Consider the following 16972-nt stretch of genomic DNA (forward strand, 5'->3'; position numbering starts at 1 on the left):
GCCTTCTTGTGTTTTTGTATAAGACTTCAGACCCAAAAGAGAGTCTCGGCGCTTTGCGCCGAGACTCTCTTTTGGGTTTAGCTTTAAAAATCTCACTGGGTTTAGTTCTTAATTCCCGAAATTATAATTTCGGGAATTAAACTAAAAAAGAGACGCTAAGCGCCCCTTTTTTAGTTAAAACAAGGTCGAAATGCCATTTGGACGCAAATCTTTGAAATCTAGAATCTTGCGAACTACGTCGAATGTAGACTGTGAGTCAGTAATAGGAATTACTGACGCTAGCTGCCCAGGTAGAACTTGCATTACAGGAGGCATGTCTTGAGTAAACACGTTAATCGTACGATTAATTAGTGAATAGTCACCTTTGGTAAAAGCATTAGTATAGGTAGATTGATTGGTTGCTTGGGGTAGCCCTGCAACATTAAACAAACCGATGGGAATACCTTGAGATGTTGTCAAAAAGCGGGCAACTGTTTGAGTGAGAACAGTTGTCGTCTGAATTTGAGTGAAGTAGTCATAGACTTTCACATTGCGATCAATTTTGCCAACGCGCTGAGAGTCAATACCACAGACGGTACGAATAGTGCCATAGGCTAGTGGATCACTGGGCAAAATCAGACTAATAGTTGAGAAGTTCTTTAGCAGTTGCACTTCGCTATAGCCCAGAGGACGATTATTCAAATCGAACAAACGGACAATTAGGCGATCGCCTGGATTCAATCCACGGATGAAAGTTGCTCTCTGATTAATATTAAAGCGATAATCACCGACAAAGCGCTCTACGAGAAATCCGTTAGAACGCTTTGACCTGATCGATATCCGCGCAATTACCTGAGATAGACGTGGCTGGTTTTGTAAAATGGCAAGGCTAAAATGCCCACGATGAGGATTCTTCTTGGATAGCTCAACGCCATCACGCTCCTTTCGTTCTTTGCGATCTTTTCGGCTACGGTCATCATAATCATCATCTTCATCGTCATCCTCATATTTTTTGGAGACAACAATGGGCTTCATTGGTTTAACAGAACTACCTGTCTGGACATTTGTATTTTCAATGACCACCGTTTGAGTAGACTGTGTAGTCGTTGATTGCGAAGTATTTGTAATTCCTAAGTCGCGATCAGAAAGTACGGCATTATTAGAAGAGTTGTTGGATATATTTGTAGAAGGGTTACTGGTATTGGTATATACCACCGAAGAAATTCGTCCAGCTTTTACCTCAGACGCACTAGCTGTGACAATTGATGTAAAAGATTTTACTTCTTCGATTTCAAATCTTGCATCTTTGACCCCATTTGGTAAGTCATAGCGAATACTAGTAACTGCCTTGAGATCCCCATTGTAAATATCATCAAGGGAGATTTTTTCGCTCAGCGAACTTAGAGAAATCATTTCTACAGTCGTAAACTGTCGCCCTGCATTTTTGGAGAGCAATCTTGCGCCTGAATTGGTATAAACTTCGCGCCATTCCCCAGCGCGTTTTACGTAAAGCTGATACACCGCATTTGCGTAGGTAGTCGAAGGCTTATTGGCAATATCTAGTAAAATACCAATGCTTGAAAGGTTGCCAGAGTTGTCCAGCAAACGCAATAGCTGTACCCCTGTTTGCCAGTCCTGTGGAACTTGAGCAACTATTTGGGGAACAGATGGAGCTGCGATCGCTTCTATAGTACTTAGAAAAGATGCTGAAGTAAGAGAAGTAAGAGTTGCTGCTAGAAAACATAGAGATGTCTTCTGGAATCTATTGCTTATTTGGCTACGAAGTTTTTTACTGACCATATTCATCGTTATTTATTCCAAAGCTCGATCTCTCTAAGAGACGAGCTTCTTAATTTTTTGTTCCACCACAAAAATAGGGTTTGCACTAAATAAGCCCAGCATAACTATAAATCAAACCCAAAAAGCTGTGCCGCAAGCTAAGCTTGCGGCACAGCTTTTTGGGTTTTCAGTTTACTTATGCCAAACTACTCAGATTTGATTGAAAAATCAAGGCTCTATCAGAGAATTTTGAGGATTTTACAGAAATCGCGATATTTGAATTTGCGCCCAAAAATTTTGGCAACGATCGCCTAAACTCGCGATTGGAAATCTTGTTTGCGATCGCCATTTATCCAATAATAAATGCCCCATTGGTGTCAGCCGAAAACTATCAGTAATACCCTGTCCATCAACTTCGCGGCGCAATACTCCAACTTGGATTAACCATAACAAATCATTTTCCGTACTGATTAAATTCGTAGGCTTGGTTGAATATTGATTTTTGATCCCCTCATTACCTGCGATCGCTCTGAGATTTACACCCTGTATTGCCATATTCGCAAACAACTTCACCGTAAATGGAGCACATCGTAAAGCCACTTCGGCTCTTCGTAATATTTGCGGGGGGTATTCAGCAAAATTTTTGCTGTTTTGTTTACTTAAAGTATCCATTGACATAGCAATTTGTAATTACTGATATAAATAGGGAGACATAATTAAATATAAAAACCTAAAAGCCTTATTCTGAACGCTAAGCTGGCAGGATAAGGCTTTTATTCTATTTTTTGGGATTGAAACAACTAGTTTAATATTTAATAACTAATGTTAGCAGCACTATCAGTCACTAGCATTAACCTTTCGATATAAGAAAACTTAGTTTTTTTTACCTACTAAATTCAAATTAATTGTATCTATTAGGATCTTTTTTCTCTTTCTTTTCAGAAGGATCTTTCTTAGGTTTTTTGGTCTCTTTATTGCCCTTTTGTTCTTTAGACATTATTTTCTCCACTGTCGATAAAAAACGAGAATAAGCATTATTTAATAACGCCTACTACTATTATTCTACCTTAATCCTAAATAATCTGTGAGCTTTATCCCGAAAGCAATGCAATCCAATAGGGTGAAGTGTAATCAATGAAGATCGCCATATATTTGAATCAATAGTTGCAAGCAGCTAAATGTCTAAGCTAGAGAGCGATCGTCATGATGTCCATTCAAGATTCTAAAACTCATCACTCTCCCACAACTAATGCCCTTGCTATGGGAATGGCTGTAAAAAAAATGTATGAGATGGGTCGCAAGGATTTTGACTCAGAAAATTTTTCGGGACTGAAATTATCCTGCTGCAAGCTATCATCTATTAGCTTTACCAGTTCAGATTTGCGAAATGCTGATCTTGATCTAACTGATTTAAGTGAGTCTGACCTGAGGGGTGCAAATTTGGAGCGGTCTACTCTTAATTTTACTAACCTGACTAATGCAGATTTGAGTAACGCGAATTTGAAAGAAGCAAATCTGGGGGGAGCCGATTTGAGTGGGGCTATTTTGAGGGGGGCGAATCTGAGCAACGCAAATTTACGGGGTGCAAATTTGAGTAATGCTCGTCTTGAATTTGCTAATTTACAGGGGGCAGACTTAACGGGGGCTAATTGTTTTGGTTGCGATCTAAGCTTTGCAAATCTAAAACATGCGAACTTGACTGAAGCATGTCTGGATAGTGCAAATTTATTAAAAAGTAATTTTGAATATGCTCTGCTAGATGGCACAACGCTAAGCAACGCCAGCTACTAAAAAAGTGTGGAGCGGTGCTTCGCACCCTCCACACTTTTAGTAGCTGGCGTTATTTTATTCGATACCGATCGCAAGTCTTGTATATACAGTAGCCAATGCATTTGCATCACCTACATTCCCAGGAAATAAGACAACTGGTAAATCGGGGAAACGAGGATGATCTTCGGGAGTGCGCACGACGGAACAACCAGCAAGAATTTGTCCTAATAGTCTTGCGGTTGGTAAATTCAAACCCGTACTCAAAACATCATTGGATGTAATGCCACCTTTACTAATTAGGAATCCAATATCTGCGGGTAATTCCTGCACGATCGCCATCAAAAGAGCCGAGACTGCCTGACCAAAAGCAAGACGGGTAGAGGTATCGGCAAATTCCAATTCTTTTCGACTGGTAAACACCACAGCGGTTTTGCCTGATGCGTGGGCTTGCTGAACTTGGGCTAGCGCTTCTTGTTTAAGCATTGCTGATTGAGCATCGGCATCATTTAATAGACGCGAGACATCAATCTCCACAGCAAATGTATTGGGTGCTTTGAGCAAATGTTCTAACTGCTCAGTAGTTTTTTTGACATGGGAGCCAACGATCGCTACACCCGCCTTGTGCGATCGCATATATTTCGACATGTCCTCGGCAGCGATCGGCTGGGGCGGTAGCTTCGCAAGGGCAGTCAATAAACTGGCAGCGCTGCGGAATAAAAACCTTTTACCAGTCGTTGCCACTGCCAAAATATCCGAGGCAAATTGATTAAGATCGGCTTGGTTTTCTGCATCTACCACACCGCACTGGTTGTCATGTAAGCGTGTTAAGCGCTGACGTACACCTGCACGAATTTCTCCTAATAAAAATCGCTGGACATCTGCAGCAAGAATTTTTCCCTTGGTTTTTTCTTCGACATAATCAGGCAAATAGCTGTGCGTATAGCCAAATACAGAGTCCTTGGCAAATTCAGTCTCATGGACTGGTGTTGGTACACCATTGACGACTAAATAATGCACACTCGATTTGGTAAAGCGCCCACCTTCAAAAAATGCTGGCACAAGAAAATGTGCGTCAAAATTACCTAGCTCTTCAGCGATCGCATCCGTCTCGATGGGATAATGCCCCCTCAATGTCGAGTCAGAACGACTAACGATCATAAATTCTTGGATGCCCTCAGCTTCGAGCGCAGGCTTAAGGTTGCGACAAACTTCGCGAGTCACACTGGTGGCATCTTCGGGCGTAAGTGATCGCGTATTTGTCAGCACAAACATAATCGGAGAAGCATCGGCTAATCCAATCCGCAAAGTTTCCACATCCCATTTAGTTAGCAGTAGGCAGCTATGCACAGTTTGCGAACCCGTCGGATCGTCATCAAGAACAATAATCTTAGGCTGTCGGGAAGAAGTAGCTGCCATTGCTTATCTATATGAAAACTAATGTTTGTAGAAGCTTATCTTGATTTACGTGAAAATAGCCAATCTTTACAATAGTGAAGTGTAAAGCCTTTATCTGAAATTTCTATAATTTTTTTATGCCGCACTATTATTGACTAGATTTAAATTGAGCGCTTCTACCCAAAGCTACACATACCAATACCGCCGACGCAAAACCCAATGTGATGAAAGTCATTGGCTCTCCTAGCAAAATCGCTGAGGCAAGAATGGTCAGAAATGGTTGAAAAAGTTGTAGCTGACCAATTCGAGCAATCCCTCCTAAAAATAAGCCGCGATACCAAGCAAAAAAGCCCAAAAACATACTGAAACAACTGATATACAAGAAACCAAGCCAAGCATTGCTAGATATATTTGTAAAAGAAGATGGCAAATGTTGTAATACGATTGGAAGCACGAGCGGAAACGAAAGTACCAACGCCCAACACACAACCTGCCACGACCCAAAAGTACGCGCTAATACCGTTCCTTCTGCATAGCTTAAACTTGCGGCAAAAACTGCTCCGAGTAAAGACAAATCCGCAAAACTAATATTTCCTGTCCCCGATATCAGCGCAAAAGTAATCACCAATCCACTACCCGCGATCGCAAAAATCCAAAATTTTACTGATGGTCGCTCTCCTGCTCGTAAAACTCCAAACAAAGCCGTAGCAAGCGGCAATAGACCAATAATTACAGCTCCATGGGATGCAGAAGCGTCGCGCATTGCTAATGTTGAGAGTAATGGAAATCCCACAACAGCACCAACTACGACAACAGCAAAGTTGGGTAGAAATCGCCAAGAGGGGATTGGTTGCCTTGTAGAAATCAATAAAATTAATGACAACCCTGTAGCAATTACTGCTCGCCCTAGCCCCACAAATACTGAATCGAATTCGGTTAGAGCAATACGAGTTGCTGGCAAAGTGATGCTAAAAATTATGACACCTAGAAGCCCATAAACAAGTCCCATCGTCGCGTCTTTAGTTTGCGGACTAGTCATTTTGCCTCGACGTTTAACTTGATATTATCCCAAAACACAAAAGTGTGGCGACACTTTTGTGTTTTGAAAACCAAATCCCATAAGAGTTTTATAGCAGTTCAAACAAACCAAGATGGCTTTTGGTTTGGGATTGAAAAGCACTGTAGCTTTTTAATAGAAAGGTTTGATGGCTTGTAAAATTACGGCAGCAGCGCGTTTAGCATCTTCGGGTTGATCTAGAGTTTGGCTTACTTCAGCTAGCCTCGTTTCAAGGGCTTCGACAGTTTCATAAGTTTGAAAGATAAGCTGAATCAAATCATCAATATCGTAGGTGTAGAGCGCAGACCAGTCACGCTCTTGCGGGCTAAAACGATAGTTTAGGGCTGAGAACAGCAGTATTTTGGCATGAAGCGGACTGACATTTCTCGAAATATCAGCTCGCAAATCAAACAGATTCGTTAAATACTTAATATTGTGTTTATGTGGAATCGTATCACTCTCAGTTTTCTCAACAGCCTCATTTTTAGCTACAAGAGATCCATTTTGAGAGCCCAAAGATATCTCAGGATTTAAAAAACTATGGGGTAGTTTTCCTTCATCACGCAGAGTATAGAGAAACCCAAGACAATCGATAATGTTGTCAGCAGCAAGCAGATAGTCTGACTGTTTGCTCAGTTGCTTAACTTGGCTGTTTAGCTTGTGCTTGAGCTTATTGAGATCGGGAAACATGATCATCAATTCTTGGACAAGCCGACGCACATGCAACGCTTTAACTTCGTTGACATCATTTGACCAAGAATCACGACAGGTAAAGAGGATCAGTCGTTTGATGCGAAGAACATTGCTGTCTTGCTCCAAGCTATCTATAACTTCCTCTAGAAGATTTAAATCTTCCATATTTTTGTTAGGCGCTGCAATGCTCAGTTGACATATTGATTGATCGAGGCAGTTTAAGTCAAGAATATAGCTAAGGCATAGTTGCGCCGCTAAAGATTGTACCAATGGTGCTAGCGCCACTCATCTCGGCTCTGGTCAGTACCGCATCAGTAAAATCGGCTCCATCGAGATTGGCTCTGACTAAATAAGCGTCAACGAGACTAGCTTGACTAAGATTGGCTTTGTCTAGTAACGATCGCGATAGATCACTACCATTAAGTATTGCCTGAATCAGACCTGCATTACTTAATGTTGTCATGCTCATATTCGCTTTAGTTAGATTAGCCCCAAATAAGTTGGCGAGGCGCAGATTCGCATTTTTGAGATCGGCTTTAGTCAGGTTTGCACCTTTGAGGTTTGCCTCTGTAAGGTTTGCATTACTCAGATTAGCCTCAGTAAAAATTGTACCGCTCGCGATCGCACCACTCAGATTAGCTCCTTGCAAATTCACTCTTGAGAGAGTCGCTTCACTAAGATTTGCACAGGAAAGATCAACTCCCGTGAGATCTGCTCCACTTAGGTTTGCCCCTCGCAAATCGGCTTTACGTAAATTTGCACCACTCATGTTTGTCGGAGGATAACCCCTCTCTTCGCGCATGAGGGTCGCGCTCAAGATTGCACCTCGTAAATTTGCGCCACGGAGATTTACGCTGCGTAAATCCGCCTCACTAAGATTTGCATCCATTAAGTTGGCAAGGGAAAGATTTGCTCCAAATAGATTCACCCTTTGCAACATTGCCCCATGCAAATCCGCCTCGGATAGATTGGCACTCATCATGATTGCTTGGTTAAGAGTTGCGCCACCGAGTTTTGCACCCAATAAATTGGCATGATTAAAGGTGACCTTGTTAAGAAATGCAAATACAAGATTTGCCCGCCTCAGGTCTGCTTTGGTCAGGTTAACGCCAATTAAATCGCTATTAAACAAATTGGCATTAGCTAGATTTAAGCCAGCAAAGTCTCGCCTACCAGAAGCATATTCTTTCAGGAGTTTTTCTGCGCTCATGATTTAGTTGTGAAATTGCTCATAGCCTTACAATCTTTATGTTGGAGGGTTTATACCAATTCACAAAAGTATGAAGACACCTTTGCGAATTAAAAACCAAACCCTGTAAGGGTTTTAAAGCCACAAAATGGCTACGCCATTTCGTGGCTTTCTATTAGATATGGTAGCTTGATCGTAATCCATACTCCACCAATATCTGGATGGTTTTTGGCAGAGATCGCTCCTTTATGTAATGTGACAATCTGACGACAGATCGCTAGCCCTAAGCCACTCCCCCCACGATCCATCCCCGATCTAGTCCGTGATGGATCGACTTTATAAAAGCGATCAAAAATATGGGGTAAGGATTCTTCAGGAAAACCTTCGCCTGCGTCAATTATCTCTATTAGTAGGTTAGAGTCTATCACGCTGGTTTTGATTGTAATCGACTGAAGCGCTGGACTGTGTTTAATACTGTTATCTAATAGGTTCAGCAAAAGCCGATAAATGCGCGATTCGTCAAGTAGCCAGAGTAATTGTTCGTTGCCAATGTATTTGAGCTTGACTTGTTTACGATTGGCTAATGGCTCAAGGGTTGCCCAGACCGATTTCACTATTGACGATAAATTTACTTCACTTAGATGCAGTACAGACTCAATTCCCACATCCATCTGCCCTAATTCGAGTAAATCTTGGACAAGTTTGGTAATCCGCTCTATTTCGCTGAGCAAACGCTCTACCCAAATTCTTGCCGCAGGATCGACACGGGGTTCGAGCGTCTCCGCGACCAGACGAATCGAGGTTAGAGGTGTTTTAAGTTCATGGGCAATGTCAGAAGTCCAGCGATCGCGTTGCTGAGTAATTGCTACCGCTTCTTGACGATCTATCAAAAAAATGCCAATTTGCCCATACCCCAAATAAATACTAAAAGCTCGAATTGGTCTACCTATCTGCGGCACTGGATCGACAGGATCAGGTATGGCAGGATGAAATACCCAATCAACTTGGGAGCCTAGACTAAGCGATCGCGTTTGTTCGACAAGATGATCAAGTTCATAAGAACGAATTAGTTGCAGCAAAAATGGCTTGCGAATTAATCCTTGTCGATGGTTAGCGATCCCCATCATGTTTGCGGCTTGTTGATTACAGATTACTAAGCGGTTATCTTGATTGACTTGGATATAGCCGATGGGAGACAGTTCAACAATTTTCGCCCAAAGTAAGCGCTCGTCTCTATCCTCTGTAGTTTCAATTTCCAGTAATTGAGCATTAAATTGCCCACTATAGTTTTGCTGAATATTTTTTTGGATGTTCTGCGCCCAAGACTTAAAACTACGGATCGATTTTGCTTTAAATACATGACGCGATCGCTTTCGCAACTTACGATTACGTCTCTTCTTGGCATAATTCCAGCTAAACCAGCAAGCGCCAGTAGCGATCGCACCGATGCCAATTCCGACAATCAACCAGAAAAATTCCATTTTTACGCTTAAGCAGTAGCAGATTTAATTACAAATAAAAATAAAGGCTCGCTAAGCGAGCCTTTATTTTTATTTAGGTTTTAGTAAGTTTCAACGTGCCAACGACCGTCACGCTTCATTTGCTTCTCAAAATCCTTCCAAACAGCTCCATTCTTTTCAGCAGTCTTAGTCATGAATTCCGAAATGCCGTCTTCCATGCCACGCAAACCACACATATAGGTATGGGTAGTTGGCTTTTGCAGCACTTCCCACAACTCGTCAGCATATTCAGCCATGCGATTTTGGATGTACATCTTTTCGCCCTTGGCGTTCTTTTGCTCACGACTAATCGCCACATCGTAACGGAAATTACGCTTGTGTTTGTAGGCTAGCCATTCAAGGTCAGGCTTGTACAAAACTGTTGTGTCAGTTGGCACACCAAAGAATAGCCAAGCTAAGCCATTAAATTTATAATCTTCATGCTTTTCTTTGAACATCCGCCATAGGAACGCACGGAAAGGCGCAATACCAGTTCCTGTAGCAATCATGATGATTGTGGCATTGGGATCGTCTGGCAACAGCATTTCTTTGCCAACTGGGCCAGTTAATTTGACATCATCACCAGGTTTGAGATCGGTCAAGAAGTTAGAGCATACACCTTTGATGGTCTCACCTGCTTCGTTTTGATACTCTAGACGCTTGACGCTTAAAGATAGGGTCTTACCATCAAGATCATCTCCAAGGCGGGTTGATGCGATCGAGTAGAGACGAAGTTTGTTCGGTTTACCATTTTTATCTTCACCTGGAGGGACGACACCAATACTTTGACCTTCTAAGTAACGAAGGTCTCCTCCAGAAATATCGAACTTGACGTGACGGGTATCGCCAGCAGCACCTGGTCTGACCAGTACATCATTGGAAATACATTTTGCTGTAAATGGATTAGCAGGGCGGTAGATATTGACGGGAATATCTTTGTCTGAATTTGCACTCATGAGAAGTTATATGGACGCTATATGACAGAAGAACACGAAGTCATTATATTTTCAAATGTGACTTGTCTGTATTTTGTAGCTTAAAGATCTGTTTAGTGGGGCAAACATTACATGTTTGTTAATATTTCGCACATTTCTGACCCAAACCCAAAAAATGAGTTGCGGAGCTTCGCGCCGCAACTCATTTTTTGGGTTTGGGTTTGTTTCTGGCTAAGTAACATAGACAAAATTTGAGGTGGACTATGCTTTTTCTAGCAAATTTTGGATAATCAAGACATTGTTCTTAGCAGCTTTGGGGCAGCTTGTCTATGTTATTATCGATACAATTGCTACAAATTATCAACTTAAGGTACTTGCTACAAACTACTTGTTCGTAGTAGTGAGCGAAAAGTATCTGGAAATGCTTCAAAAACAAGTTTTGCTTAGATCGCGAACAAGATCAGTATGAGTCTAGAGGAGGCTACTTTGCGAACAACGGGTGCATTTGCTCTCATCGATAGTGTGAGACGACAGGGTGTTAAGCATATTTTTGGCTACCCTGGTGGAGCAATCCTGCCAGTGTACGATGAAATTTATAAGTCTGAGGCAAGAGGGGAAATTAAACATTACCTCGTGCGTCATGAGCAAGGAGCCGTCCATGCTGCTGATGGATATGCTCGTGCCACTGGAAATGTGGGTGTATGCGTTGCGACTTCAGGTCCTGGAGCAACCAATCTGGTGACGGGTATTGCTACAGCGCAAATGGACTCGATTCCAATGGTGGTGATCACAGGGCAAGTTCCTTCCTATGCGATCGGTACTGATGCATTTCAAGAAACGGATATCTGGGGCATTACTCTTCCAATTGTTAAGCATTCCTATGTGATTCGTAGAGCTGAAGATATTGCGCGGATCGTTACTGAGGCTTTTCACATTGCAGGGACTGGTCGCCCCGGCCCCGTATTAATCGATATTCCTAAGGACATTGCGCAGCAATCATTTGAATATAATCCTGATGTGAAGATTAATTTGCCTGGTTATCAGACCAAGGTCAAAGGATATTTGCATCAAATTGCAGCTGCGATCGCGTTGATTCGTGAAGCCAAAAGACCATTACTTTACGCAGGCGGCGGTACGGTACTTGCCGATGCCCATGTTGAGCTTGCTGAATTAGCCAAACGCTTTCAGTTGCCTGTGACCACTACCCTGATGGGTAAAGGTGCTTATGACGAAAATAATTACCTTTCCGTTGGCATGTTGGGAATGCATGGTACTGCCTACGCTAACTTTGCCGTACAGGGTTGCGATCTATTGATTGCTGTTGGGGCAAGATTTGACGATCGCGTTACAGGTCGTCTAGATACATTTGCGCCTGAAGCTAAAGTTATTCATATAGACATCGATCCAGCTGAAGTTGGTAAAAACCGCAAACCTGACGTGCCAATCGTTGGCGATGTGAAGGAAGTATTGCAGGCGATTCTTGAAGCCACCAGTTACGAAGAAAATATTCAAACCAAAGATTGGTTTGTTCAGCTTGATGAATGGAAAGAAGATTATCCTCTCGAAGTTCCTACCTATGACAATGTGCTATCACCGCAACAAGTCATCTATGAATTTGGTAAGCAAGCGCCCAATGCTTATTTCACTACTGATGTAGGTCAGCACCAAATGTGGGCAGCCCAGTTAATTAAAACTGGTCCTCGCAAGTGGATTTCAAGTGCTGGTCTTGGCACGATGGGCTATGGAATGCCTGCGGCGATGGGAGCAAAAGTTGCTCTTCCAGATGATCAAGTGATCTGTATTAGCGGCGATGCTAGTATTCAGATGAATATTCAGGAGCTTGGCACATTGGCGCAGTATGGCATCAAGGTCAAAGTGATCATTATTAATAATGGTTGGCAAGGCATGGTGCGTCAGTGGCAAGAAAGTTTCTATGATGAGCGATACTCCTCTTCTAATATGGAAGTGGGTATGCCTGATTTTGTGAAGCTTGCTGAAGCCTTTGGCATCAAGGGCATAAAGGTAATTGAGCCAAGCAATTTGCAATCTGCGGTTGCAGAAATTCTGGCTTATGATGGCCCAGTGTTTGCTGATTTCTGTGTTAAGCGCAATGAGAACTGTTATCCGATGGTTCCCCCAGGAGCAAGCAATGCGGAAATGGTTGGCTTGCAAACTCCTAAGCGGAGACTAAGCCAAGAAATGACAGAGCCTGTGCCTCAGTTGGAACGAGTCTTAGTCTAGGACTACGCCTCGCAGATAATTCAGCAAGTGATGCAAAGCATCACTTGCTGAATTATCTATGGGTTTAAGCACAAAGTGATGTAATACCAATTCACAGAAGTGTTGCCATACTTTTGTGAATTAAAAAACAAACCCAGTAAGGGTTTTAAAAACACAGAATGTCTAGGCCATTTTGTGTTTTGGTATAAGAGAAAATCCTCGCACTGAGAGCGAGGATTTTCTCTTTTTGATGAAAATTAGTGACGGTGCTATGCTTTTGCTTTGTTTATGTGAAAATCTATGACACCAGAAAAATCTTATCGCCCAAATGTGGGGATTATTGTTTTTAACCGTAAAGGTGAAGTGCTAGTCGGTGAACGTGTTGGTGTGCCTGATTCATGGCAATTTCCGCAGGGTGGAATCGATGAGGGTGAAGATCCTCAAGCAGCAGCTTTGCGTGAACTATATGAAGAAGTAGGCATAAATAATGCTGTCTTGGCTTATGTACATCCTGAATGGTTGTATTACGATTTCCCGTCAACCTTAAAACTATCGGGAAAATGGGCAAACTATTGTGGACAAAGACAACGTTGGTTTGCTTTTTATTGGGATCATCCTGCGTCTGACTGTAAGTTAGATATCCACGATCGCGAGTTTCGAGTGGTGCAATTTATGGCGATCGATAAGACTCTCGATTCGATTGTAAGATTTAAAAGAGAAGTGTATCAACAGGTAGTTAAAATCTTTACGCCCGTAATTCGCGATTACATTGGGAAACTACCATAATGATAATTAAGCTCAAGAATTAAGAAATCTGAAGCCATTGAATTAACTAGATAGGTATTCCTATAGGCTTACACTATTGCCAGAAAGTAATACCGATCTTGCTCTGGTTTTAGGAGTATAAAAAGTGAATTTTTCTAAATATATACGCTTTACTCATCTAGGGATAATTTGGCGTAGATTTGCTCTGTTTTTGATTACTATGTTCGCTGTGATTGGCTTACAGCATTTTATTGTTGAGCCTAGTTTCTCTGCTTCTAGTTCATTGTCTAATGCGATCGCTTCGTCTTCTCTAATTACCAAAAACAATAGCGATCGGCTCATTGCTCAGGATAGCAATGTGGATTCACCTAGTCTTAGAACTTACGACTCTCTGAGTGAAGAAGAGAAAGCACTCTTTAACAAAATCATACTTTTTGCCAGCATCTTTGGCTTAGTGGTTTATGTTTTCACCAGTTACTGTTTGATGAAAATTGCAGATAAGCTGGAAATCCCTAATAGTTGGCTGGCATGGATTCCGATCGCTCAAATCTGGGTCATGGTTCGTGCTGCGGGTAAACCTGGTTGGTGGCTAATTTTATTCTTTATTCCGCTTGTTAACTTTGTGATTGGCTTAATTGTCTTCTTTTCAATACCAACGAGCCTGAATAAATCATCTCTCTATGGTCTATTACTTTTTGTGCCGATATTAGGTGTATTTCTCTACTTTGGTCTGTTAGCCTTTACCTAAAAAGAAAGGGACGCGATGCGTCCCTTTCTTTTTAGGGGCTAGTAAAGATTTCAGGCATTGCTGACCAATTGCCAGAGGGTATAAAGGCTGCCCAGTAGTAAGGATATCCGTATTTTTTAAGCAAATCTAGCTGAATTGTTTTGAGGGACTGGCTGCGCCCTTGATTTGCCTTGAGGTTTTTGTAGTAGCTCTCGACTAACTCCCTCGAAACTTGGTCATTGACTTTCCAGAGGCTCATCACTTGGCTCTCTGCTCCAGCGAGAGTAAAGGCGCGACGCAAGCCATACACGCCTTCGCCATTGGTGACTTTGCCTAGCCCTGTTTCACAGGCGGAGAGAAATACGAGTTTAGTTCCTCTGAGGTCGATAGTAGTGACATCTTGAGCGGTGAGTAAGCCGTTGCAGTTGGGATCATCGCCGCAGGATTGGCGCTGGTTGAAGTTGGCAAGCACTAGCGCTGACTGCGAGAGGGGATTTTGACGGATCGGGGTGTCGGGATTGGTGTTAGGTGGATCGGGTAGGAAGAAGCCGTGGGTGGCAAAGTGGAGAATGCTAGGGTTGCGAAGTTTTTTGGCGGCGGATTTGGTGGCTTGGGCTTGGCTCAATAATTGCGCCTGCGGCAATAGATTCTGAATGGCGCTAGTTTCGGCGGCGACGTTGGGGAGTTGACAGAATATTTGGTTGGCGAGGGAAGTTATTTCTTCACCTCTAGCAGCTATTTGGGTTGGGCAAGGATTGCGACCAATGCTGGCGATTAATTTGTCTGAGGGTTTGCCATAGTCAGGGTCGGAAAAGAGAACAGGATTTTGGAGATTGATGCCCTTGCGGTTTGGGCGGAGTAAGTCTCGTCCTGACGAGAGATAGGTGATGTCGTAGGTTTCGATGAGGAAGCGATTTTGCTGGTCAACAAGGGCGGCGAAGGGGATGAGGTTGAGATCGCTATCGGGTGAAATTAGTAAATGGCGGGCGTTGCCTAGCAAGGGGCGGATCGGTTGCATCAGCTTTTGGTCAAGTTCACGGGCAGTTTGTTTGACTTGGGCTACTGTTAATTGCGGATCGACTTCGCGATCGGGGTTTGTGGGTGGGCGGCTGATGGCTTGGCGAAATGTTTGAATTGATGGCTCTAGGGTTGCGGCTTCGCCGAGGTCTACCCATTTGGGTTCGCCTTGATTCTGAAGGATATAGGCAACATAGCGAGGCTTGCCCCATTTGTCTTTATCCAGTGCGGCTTTGGGGTTGAATGGACTGTAGCGAAAGAACTCAATCAGGACTGCCTCGGTGGGGATTTGTTTTTGGACGGCTGCGATCGTGACGGTTTCGTTAATTGCTTGCAGTTCGGCACTTCGACGGTTGAGGTTGGATTCTAGTTCTTCGGCTTGTTGTTGGATTGGGCGATATTTGTCGATGGGGGTATTTTTGAGGGCAAGGTTGGCGAGTTGGCTTTTGAGGGTGAGCCATTGGTCAAATTGCGGTTGGATGTCGGGGGTGATGTATTGGCGCAGGGTTTGCAGGTTGGTTGATAGGATATCGAGGAGACGACCTTTGCGTTGCAAGATGGCGGTTAGGGCTAGACGAGTGGCGGCGGGGGTCGTGGGTGCGGCTTGGACGTGGAGGGAGACGGTGTAATTAGTTGTGCCCGAAACAGTTTGTATATAAGCCTGTTTTTGGGTTTCTGTGCCCGATCCTAGATTGAGTTTTAAGTTATATTCTTCAACTTCAATGCTTTTTTGTCGGAATGTAATGGCGGGATCGATATTCCCCTGTGACTGATACAACCCTGCAAGATTATTGAGGCTCGTGCCGACATCGGGATGATCTGCTCCTAATGCTTTTTCAGAGATCGCGAGAGAGCGTTTATAAAGTGGTTCTGCGGCTGGGTAGTTCCCCTGTGATCGATACAACTCTGCAAGACTATTGAGGCTATTGGCGACATCGGGATGCTCGGCTCCTAATGCTTTTTCTCGAATCGCGAGGGAACGTTTATAAAGTGGTTCTGCGGCTGGGTAGTTCCCCTGTTTTCTATACAACTCTGCAAGATTATTGAGGCTTTGGGCGACATAGGGATGCTCGGCTCCTAATGCTTTTTCTCGAATCGCGAGGGAGCGTTTATAAAGTGGTTCTGCGGCTGGATAGTTCCCCTGTGAATCATACAACGCTGCGAGATCATTGAGGCTATTGGCGACATAGGGATGCTCGGCTCCTAATGCTTTTTCTACAATCGCAAGGGCTCTTTTATAAAGTGGTTCGGCGGCTGGATAGTTCCCCTGTGCGAAATATAACCCTGCGAGATTATTGAGACCAGTAGCAACATTAGGATGCTCAGATCCTAGAGTCTTTTCTTTAATTGCAAGGGCTCTTTTATAAAGTAGTTCGGCGGCTGGGTATTTCCCTTGCTCGACATATAACCCTGCGAGATTATTTAGACTAGTGGCGACATCAGGATGCTCAGATCCTAATGCTTTTTCTAGAATCGCGAGGGAACGTTTATAAAGTGGTTCTGCGGCTGGGTAGTTCCCTTGTTCGACATATAACCCTGCGAGATCATTGAGACTATTGGCAATATCGGGATGTTCGGCTCCTAATGCTTTTTCTAGGATCGTGAGGATGCGTTGCGCTGGCGGAATGGCAGCTTGATATTTTCCCTGTTTGCGGAACTGAACCACCTGTTGATAGAGTTCTTCTGCCTCCTTCAAAGCTGCCGATCGCTCTGAAGCATCAGAATTTGATTGACTAAAACTCGGGGCAACCAAAGGAACACCAAACATTCCCAACATCAAAATCAATCCAATCCGACTCACCGCCACACCAACTTTACGCATCATTTCAGCCTCTCCTTTGCATTCGGGAGTTTCTAATAAAAACATTCTCACATTTCCAAGTATACAGATCCCCGATTTTTTGCTTCGCTATCAAATTTTAGCTAGAATGTCTGTACGCAATAGTT

At 43.2% G+C, this 16972-nt stretch carries 12 protein-coding genes and 1 pseudogene; 4 read left to right on the forward strand and 9 right to left on the reverse strand.

Translation table 11 applies throughout. From position 1 onward, the window contains the following. Positions 1-174: 174 nt before the first annotated feature. Entirely contained in the window at positions 175-1779 is a 1605-nt protein-coding gene (locus tag PseudUWO311_RS12350) for a hypothetical protein (protein ID WP_142655539.1), read from the reverse strand. Between the two features lie 237 nt (positions 1780-2016). After that, entirely contained in the window at positions 2017-2430 is a 414-nt protein-coding gene (locus PseudUWO311_RS12355; protein ID WP_223807554.1) for an Npun_F0494 family protein, read from the reverse strand. Positions 2431-2961: 531 nt separating this feature from the next. Here PseudUWO311_RS12355 and PseudUWO311_RS12360 point away from each other — a divergent pair. Then, positions 2962-3549, forward strand: a complete 588-nt coding sequence (locus PseudUWO311_RS12360; RefSeq protein ID WP_142655541.1) for a pentapeptide repeat-containing protein — start codon at positions 2962-2964, stop codon at positions 3547-3549. Between the two features lie 54 nt (positions 3550-3603). Here PseudUWO311_RS12360 and PseudUWO311_RS12365 read toward each other — a convergent pair whose 3' ends face one another. The 6 genes and pseudogenes from PseudUWO311_RS12365 to PseudUWO311_RS12390 all read right to left on the reverse strand — a co-directional run. Further along, positions 3604-4944: a four-carbon acid sugar kinase family protein gene (locus PseudUWO311_RS12365; protein ID WP_142655542.1), complete on the reverse strand. Its 1341-nt coding sequence runs from the start codon at positions 4942-4944 to the stop codon at positions 3604-3606. A 127-nt stretch (positions 4945-5071) separates the two neighbouring features. Further along, positions 5072-5962 carry a DMT family transporter gene (locus PseudUWO311_RS12370; protein ID WP_142655543.1) on the reverse strand — a complete coding sequence of 297 codons (891 nt, stop codon included), beginning with the start codon at positions 5960-5962 and terminating at the stop codon, positions 5072-5074. Between the two features lie 150 nt (positions 5963-6112). Next, a complete protein-coding gene (locus PseudUWO311_RS12375; RefSeq protein WP_142655544.1) occupies positions 6113-6838 on the reverse strand; it encodes a hypothetical protein in 726 nt (241 codons plus the stop codon). A 70-nt stretch (positions 6839-6908) separates the two neighbouring features. Further along, on the reverse strand, positions 6909-7883 hold the full coding sequence (locus PseudUWO311_RS12380; RefSeq protein WP_142655545.1) for a pentapeptide repeat-containing protein: 975 nt from the start codon (positions 7881-7883) through the stop codon (positions 6909-6911). Positions 7884-8014: 131 nt separating this feature from the next. Continuing rightward, entirely contained in the window at positions 8015-9343 is a 1329-nt protein-coding gene (locus tag PseudUWO311_RS12385) for a sensor histidine kinase (RefSeq protein WP_142655546.1), read from the reverse strand. A gap of 80 nt (positions 9344-9423) precedes the next feature. Next, positions 9424-10296 (reverse strand): annotated as a pseudogene (locus PseudUWO311_RS12390) (FAD-binding oxidoreductase); the annotation flags it as partial. 465 nt (positions 10297-10761) lie between these two features. Between PseudUWO311_RS12390 and ilvB the strand changes: the two are divergent. The 3 genes from ilvB (at position 10762) to PseudUWO311_RS12405 (ending at position 14029) form a co-directional block, all read left to right on the forward strand. After that, positions 10762-12537, forward strand: a complete 1776-nt coding sequence (gene ilvB / locus PseudUWO311_RS12395; RefSeq protein ID WP_142655548.1) for a biosynthetic-type acetolactate synthase large subunit — start codon at positions 10762-10764, stop codon at positions 12535-12537. Between the two features lie 279 nt (positions 12538-12816). Next, the gene (locus tag PseudUWO311_RS12400; protein ID WP_142655549.1) at positions 12817-13302 is read left to right on the forward strand and encodes an RNA pyrophosphohydrolase; all 486 of its coding nucleotides are present in this window, start codon (positions 12817-12819) and stop codon (positions 13300-13302) included. Positions 13303-13501: 199 nt separating this feature from the next. Then, positions 13502-14029: a DUF5684 domain-containing protein gene (locus PseudUWO311_RS12405; protein ID WP_142655550.1), complete on the forward strand. Its 528-nt coding sequence runs from the start codon at positions 13502-13504 to the stop codon at positions 14027-14029. Between the two features lie 31 nt (positions 14030-14060). On the opposite strand, the gene PseudUWO311_RS12410 is transcribed toward PseudUWO311_RS12405, so the two are convergent. Then, positions 14061-16892 (reverse strand): tetratricopeptide repeat protein, encoded by a 2832-nt coding sequence (locus PseudUWO311_RS12410; protein WP_223807555.1) that lies wholly within the window; start codon positions 16890-16892, stop codon positions 14061-14063. Positions 16893-16972: the final 80 nt, after the last annotated feature.

Origin of the sequence: Pseudanabaena sp. UWO311 (genome assembly GCF_006937785.1) — a bacterium.
In the GTDB taxonomy this organism is placed as follows: domain Bacteria; phylum Cyanobacteriota; class Cyanobacteriia; order Pseudanabaenales; family Pseudanabaenaceae; genus Pseudanabaena.